Below are 4,977 nucleotides of genomic sequence, written 5' to 3' on the forward strand. Positions count from 1 at the left end.
AGGTGCGAATGTCGCGCGCCAGATCGCGCCGCAGCCCGATCACCGGCGCCATCGTCACCGCCGATGTCGTTCTCGCCGATGGCGCGGACGCAGGCCGGGGTAACGCGATCCGCGAAAAAATCCTGGCCGATTGCAGGGCACTGCTCGCCACCCACAAGGTGCCCGCCATGATCAGATTCGTGCCGTCGCTCGATATCACGGCGGCGGGCAAGCTGGCGCGCCACGATGCATAATGTGCTGGTGACCGGAGGCAGCCGCGGCATCGGGCTTGCCATCTCGCGCCGGCTCGCCGCCGGCGGCTACAACGTGATCGCGGTGGCACGGCGCGAAGGCTGCGCCTTGCGGCAGGCGATCGGCGAAATCAAGAACGGCGGCCTTCACTTCCGGGCTTTCGATCTGAACCTGATCGACGCCATCCCGTCATTTGTAAAAGGCCTGCGCGACGAATTCGGCGCGATCTATGGCCTTGTCAACAATGCCGGGATCGGTACCGAGGGTCTGCTCGCCACCATGCACAATACCGAGATCGAGGCCCTGCTGCGCCTCAACGTGCTGTCGCCGGTCATTCTGACAAAATATGTGGTGCGGCAGATGATGGCCGATGGCTGTGGCCGCATCATCAACATCTCCTCGATCGTCGCAACCACAGGGTATAATGGCCTGTCGGTCTACGGCGCGACCAAGGCCGCGGCGACGGGCTTTACCCGCTCGCTGGCGCGCGAGGTCGGCAAGCTCGGCATCACCGTCAACGCGATCGCACCTGGTTTCATCGATACCGAGTTGACGCAGAGCCTGCCCGAAGAGGCGCGCCAGCGCATCGCCGGCCGCAGCGCCCTGCGCCGGCTGCCGCAGACCGACGATGTCGCCCGCATGGTGGAATATCTCCTGGGCGATGGCGGCCGCAACATCACCGGCAGCGTGCTGACGGTCGACGCCGGTAATACCGCCTGAACCCGTTTGCCGAGAAACAGGGTGAGCGCCACACACCGGCTGATGGTCGGGATGCCGGCGTTGAGCGCCAGAACGACCGGGTTTGCCCGGTCGCTGGCGCGCCAAGCCGGCCGGCTTGGGACGCGCAGTCCTGTAAAGCGTCGGTCGATTGATTTCCCTCAACTACGGCAAGGACATTTGCGGCGAATAGCTCAGGCCAACGCGGCACGAGCACGGAAAGAGCGATGTCATTGGAGCGTGTCCTGCGGTGGGGCCTGGTCTTTATCGCCGTCACCGGACTATCGGCCGGTATAGTCGCCCGCGTCGCCGGCAGGCCTGATATCGCCGATCTCGCCTGGACACTTTCGACCGCGCCCGTGGTGGCGGGATTGGCGTTCTCGATCGCGCGGGACTTCCTCGCCGGCCGGCTCGGGGTCGACGCGATCGCGCTGGTGTCGATGAGCGCGGCGCTGGCGCTTGGCCAGCCGCTCGCCGGCGCCGTAGTGGCGCTGATGTATTCCGGCGGCAACGTGATCGAGGATATTGCGGTTGCCCGTGCCGAACATGATTTGCGCTCGCTGGTCGACCGCGCGCCGCGCGAGGCCCATCGCCGCGCCGGCGACCATATCGAGGAGGTGCCGATCTCCGCCGTCGCCATCGGCGATCAGCTGTTGGTGCGGGCCGGCGAGATCATCCCGGTCGACGGCGTCGTCACCTCGGCTGCGGCTATGATCGACGAACAGGCCTTGACCGGCGAGCCGATCCCGGTGGTCAGGACGCGCGGCGCGGCGGTACTCTCCGGCTCGCTGAACGCCGGCGATACATTTGAGATGACGGTATCGGCTGCATCCGGCGAAAGCACCTATGCGGGCATCGTGCGTCTGGTGACCGCAGCGCAGACCGCGAAAGCGCCATTCGTGCGGCTGGCCGATCGCTATGCGCTGATTTTCCTGCCCGTGACGCTCGCGGTTGCCGCCGTCGCCTGGCTGATCTCGGGCGACCTGATCCGCAGCCTCGCCGTGCTGGTGGCGGCGACGCCCTGCCCGCTGATTCTCGCGGCGCCCGTTGCCTTCATCGCCGGCGTTGCGCAGGCGGCCCGCCGCGGCATTCTGGTCAAGGGCGGCGGGCCGCTGGAGGCGCTGGCGCGTGCCCATACCGTACTGTTCGACAAGACCGGGACCTTGACCGTCGGCGGCGCGCGGCTGCTTGCGGTCGACGTCGCGCCGGGCGAGACGGTCGACGAGGTGCTGATGCTGGGCGCTTCGCTCGAACAGGCCTCGCAGCACGTTGTGGCTGCCGCCATCGTTCGGGCAGGGCTCGAGCGCGGCCTTTGTCTCAGAGTGCCAGAGCAGGTGAGGGAAGCCATGGGCTCGGGGCTATCAGGCGTGATCGGCGGGCGGCAGGTCGCCGCCGGTTCGCGCGAGATGATCCTTGCCGGTGCGCCGGTTGACGAGTGGGCGGCGCGGGCGATCCGGCGCGCCGCGTGGCGTTCGGCGCTGATCGTGTTCGTCGCGGTCGAGGGCCGGCCGATCGGCGCGCTGCTGCTCGCCGACGAATTGCGCGCCGACACCCCTCGCGCCATCCGGCTGTTGCGCGACGCCGGCGTCGCCCGCATCGTCATGGTGACCGGCGACCGCGCCGCTGCCGCGCAGGCGATCGGCGCCGCGCTCGACCTCGACGCGGTGCTGGCCGAGCGCGTTCCCTCCGACAAGGTCGATGCGGTCAGGTCCGAGCAGCGGCTGCATCCGACCATCATGGTCGGCGATGGCATCAACGACGCCCCGGCACTGGCGTCGGCCGATGTCGGGATCGCGCTCGGCGCCCGCGGCGCCAGCGCCTCGTCGGAAGCGGCCGACGTGGTGATCCTGGCCGATCGCCTCGATCGGGTCGGCGAGGCGATTGTGATCGCGCAGCGGGCGCGGCGGATCGCGGTCGAGAGCATCATCGCGGGCATGGGACTTTCAACGCTCGCCATGCTGGCGGCGGCGTTCGGCTTTCTGTTGCCGGTGCCGGCGGCCATCGTTCAGGAGGTGATCGACGTCGCGGTGATCCTGAATGCCTTGCGCGCCCTGACGCCGGCCCGTGGACGCGCCGGCCGAAGCATGACCGCCGCAGCCGGACGCGAGCTGCATCGCGATCATCTGGCGCTGATCGGCAATCTCGACCGGCTGCGATCGATCGTCGACGGGCTCGACGACGCCACCCCCGAGAGCGGCGCCGCGCTGATCGCCGAGGCCAACAAGGTCGTTCAGGAGCAGGTGGTGGTCCACGAGCGCGACGACGAGGGCAGCGTCTATCCGCGGCTCGCCATGATTCTGCGCGAGAGCCACGGTCTTTCCGCCATGAGCCGGGCGCACCGCGAGATCCTGCATCTCGCGCGGCTGCTCGCCCGCGTGGTCGAGGATCTGCCGACGGAAAAGATCGACCGCTATCTGATGCGCGACGCCCAGCGGGTGATCGAGTCGATCGAGACGCTGGTGCGCATGCACACCGCGCAGGAAGAAGACATCTACGAGGCCGTGGCGCAGAGTTCGGTCTGACCTCGCTTGACGATCGCGCGGCGGCTGCGCAGGTCGCTATGGCGCGGCGGCCCCGGTCGGGCGAGCCCGACGCGCTTTGCTTACTTTCTGGCTTTTGGCAGGTCGATGCGCTCGTCGGAGAATTCCGGCGGCCCCTCTGTGAGCCGGCGAATGCGGCGTTCGCGTTCTGCCGATGGCAGCGACGGATCGAGCAAATGATCGAGCTGATGGACCGCCAGATCTTCGATGGCAAGGGGATCGTAACTGACCGGCCCGCGGCTCACTAACCTGACGTTCAAGCCAAGCTCGATCAGTCGACGAATGGCATCGGAGCGGACGGTGTCATGGGCTTCCGCCCAGGCATCGACCTCAGCGGTCAGCTTCTCCGACATTTTCACCGCGCTGATGGCTTCGCGGCCCGCGCTCGGGCGGACGATGGGTGTATTTTTTTTGTCCAATTCGGGCACGCCCCACATCCCTGCCGACGAGCTAGTGTTGTATTTCTGACACTTCGTACCCTCGTCATTCCGGGGCGCGCCACTTGGCGCGAACCCGGATCCAGAGATGATGGCGACAAAATTCCGGGTGCCTGCTACGCAGGCCCCGGTGATTAGAGTCAGAACACCAGTTTTGGAAAATACTTGTAGTCGCATTTTTCGTCCGGCGGTTTGATCGGGATCAATGACGAGGGCGGGATTCCGACCTCCGAGCTGCGACAGAGCCTCCGCTCAATGACCCCCGCGGGTGAATATTTCATAAAAAGTGACCGCGATTTCAAACGCGATCAAGAGCACCACGATGATCTCCAGTCGCAGCGAGCGTTTGGTGTCGATGATATCCGACAACGTGGTTGCGGTATCTGAAATGACCGCCAGCTTCCGGTTCAAGGTTTCGACGCGTTCGCTGAGCTCGTATTCGTCTTCGAGGCGGGCATAGAGCCTTTCGAGGTCGGGCCGATCCCAGAGCACGTCGGGCTTCTCGCCGGCGGCCACCCGGCCTGAAATGCGATGCTGAACCAGCAGCGCATTGCCCAGAAGCTTGAGAAGATCGGTTCTGTTTCTGGATGTCTGCCCGAATTTTGCGAGTTCCTGGGCGAATGGCTCGATCGTATCGAAGACGTTGGTGACCTGCCTTTCGTCATGGCCGAGCACCACGCTTTTGGCGAGCGCGTCGGCCACGATCAGAAGCTTTTCCAGCGAGAGTTCCCTGATCAGAATAGGCCCGCCGACCGGGATCGTTTCCTCGGCTTCGTTGACGACCTGAATTTTGGCCCACTCTTCTTCGGCCGGCGCGATCTTGCCGAAGGTGCGAACCTGCAGCCGCCCGAGAAATTCCGCCTCCTGGTCGGCCGACAGGCCGATAAATACCGCGGCGCCATAGCGAAACAGGACAGCCAGTCCGGTGGACCCGACCCGCAGGGCAAGCGGAGCACTCGACACCACCTGGCCTTCGAAGCCGGCGGTATTGATGCGGTCGCCGATCTGCAGGGCGTGCGCGTTGATCTGCTGGGTCGCCGGATTTGAGTTTT

The 4,977-nt window shown here is 65.9% G+C and carries 5 protein-coding genes; 3 read left to right on the top strand and 2 right to left on the bottom strand.

The window, feature by feature from the left end:
• The 3 genes from ABSG20_RS29825 to ABSG20_RS29835 form a co-directional block, all read left to right on the top strand.
• Positions 1-233: AMP-binding enzyme (locus ABSG20_RS29825; RefSeq protein ID WP_423868049.1), on the top strand; the 233-nt coding region annotated here is incomplete at its 5' end.
• Positions 226-951 carry an SDR family NAD(P)-dependent oxidoreductase gene (locus tag ABSG20_RS29830; protein ID WP_423868050.1) on the top strand — a complete coding sequence of 242 codons (726 nt, stop codon included), beginning with the start codon at positions 226-228 and terminating at the stop codon, positions 949-951. The genes ABSG20_RS29825 and ABSG20_RS29830, both read left to right, overlap by 8 nt.
• Positions 952-1,175: 224 nt before the next feature.
• Positions 1,176-3,470 (top strand): heavy metal translocating P-type ATPase, encoded by a 2,295-nt coding sequence (locus tag ABSG20_RS29835; RefSeq protein WP_423868051.1) that lies wholly within the window; start codon positions 1,176-1,178, stop codon positions 3,468-3,470.
• A gap of 80 nt (positions 3,471-3,550) precedes the next feature.
• Here ABSG20_RS29835 and ABSG20_RS29840 read toward each other — a convergent pair whose 3' ends face one another.
• Positions 3,551-4,102, bottom strand: a complete 552-nt coding sequence (locus ABSG20_RS29840; protein ID WP_423868052.1) for a hypothetical protein — start codon at positions 4,100-4,102, stop codon at positions 3,551-3,553.
• A 75-nt stretch (positions 4,103-4,177) separates the two neighbouring features.
• Positions 4,178-4,951, bottom strand: coding sequence for an RMD1 family protein (locus tag ABSG20_RS29845; RefSeq protein ID WP_423868053.1), 774 nt, complete (start codon positions 4,949-4,951; stop codon positions 4,178-4,180).
• Between the last annotated feature and the right edge of the window lie 26 nt (positions 4,952-4,977).

The sequence above is a fragment of the Bradyrhizobium sp. genome, assembly GCF_049512235.1.
Classification (GTDB): Bacteria; Pseudomonadota; Alphaproteobacteria; order Rhizobiales; family Xanthobacteraceae; genus Bradyrhizobium.

Excerpts from the sequence above, each read along its gene's own strand:
- ABSG20_RS29830 (WP_423868050.1), top strand. The coding sequence starts at position 226 with ATGCATAATGTGCTGGTGACCGGAGGCAGCCGCGGCATCGGGCTTGCC.
- ABSG20_RS29835 (WP_423868051.1), top strand. The coding sequence starts at position 1,176 with ATGTCATTGGAGCGTGTCCTGCGGTGGGGCCTGGTCTTTATCGCCGTC.
- ABSG20_RS29840 (WP_423868052.1), bottom strand. The coding sequence starts at position 4,102 with ATGCGACTACAAGTATTTTCCAAAACTGGTGTTCTGACTCTAATCACC.